This is a genomic window from Oleiphilus sp. HI0067 (genome assembly GCF_001635735.1).
This window is the reverse complement of the sequence record NZ_LWFI01000523.1, coordinates 1-726: the sequence shown is the minus strand read 5'-3', so window position 1 is coordinate 726 and position 726 is coordinate 1. Positions and strand designations below refer to the sequence as shown.

Annotated in this window: 1 protein-coding gene; it reads right to left on the bottom strand. The window is 40.1% G+C overall.

Annotated features, from left to right (window positions below; all coding sequences use genetic code 11):
* Positions 1-726: thrombospondin type 3 repeat-containing protein (locus A3739_RS29490; protein WP_197472108.1), on the bottom strand; the 726-nt coding region annotated here is incomplete at both ends.

Here is a 726-nt window from a genome sequence, read left to right as displayed (position 1 = left end):
CGTCTTGATCAAGATCATCATTTAGATCCACAAAATCGGTGTCATCGAGAGGGTCTGAGTTACGAAGTTTCACCTCATAGTAGTCAGAATTACTATCATTATCGGTATCTGGGTTTAGAGGATCCGTACCTGCAAGTAATTCATCTGAGTCTGATAAACCATCGCCGTCGCTATCGGACAATCGTATGTGAGATATAACTTTGCTATTTGATGGTGTGGCAAGATCGATATTTAATTCATCTATGTTAGGAATTCCATCTCCATCGAAATCATCTGGATTCCCCTGATTGCGTGCACTACAAGCAGGATCATAGATAAAGTAATCTTGCGAATTCTTTATGCCGTCACTATCGAAATCTTGATCTGTAGATGGATCAAAACCATAACCAATTACGATTTCACCAACTCCAGCAATTGCATTATCCCCAACATTATTAGGCTTGGTTGGATCTATCTCATGGATATTAAGATTGACAGAATCGCCAACTTCCAAGTTGCTCGTGCTGAATGAAGTTTCATTAAATCCTTCAATTACTAGGCTGTTGACTGACCATACAGGGATAAAGCTCTCATACACTCGACTCTTGAAAATATCGTCAACCGATAAGGTTTCCCCTACATTTATAAAGTCTTGGTCAAATTCAAAAGTCGTGGCAAGGCTAACAACAGGCTCTCCCGCTACTACAGTTGAAGTAAACCCAGACGTATCGCCTATTGAAAACTCAT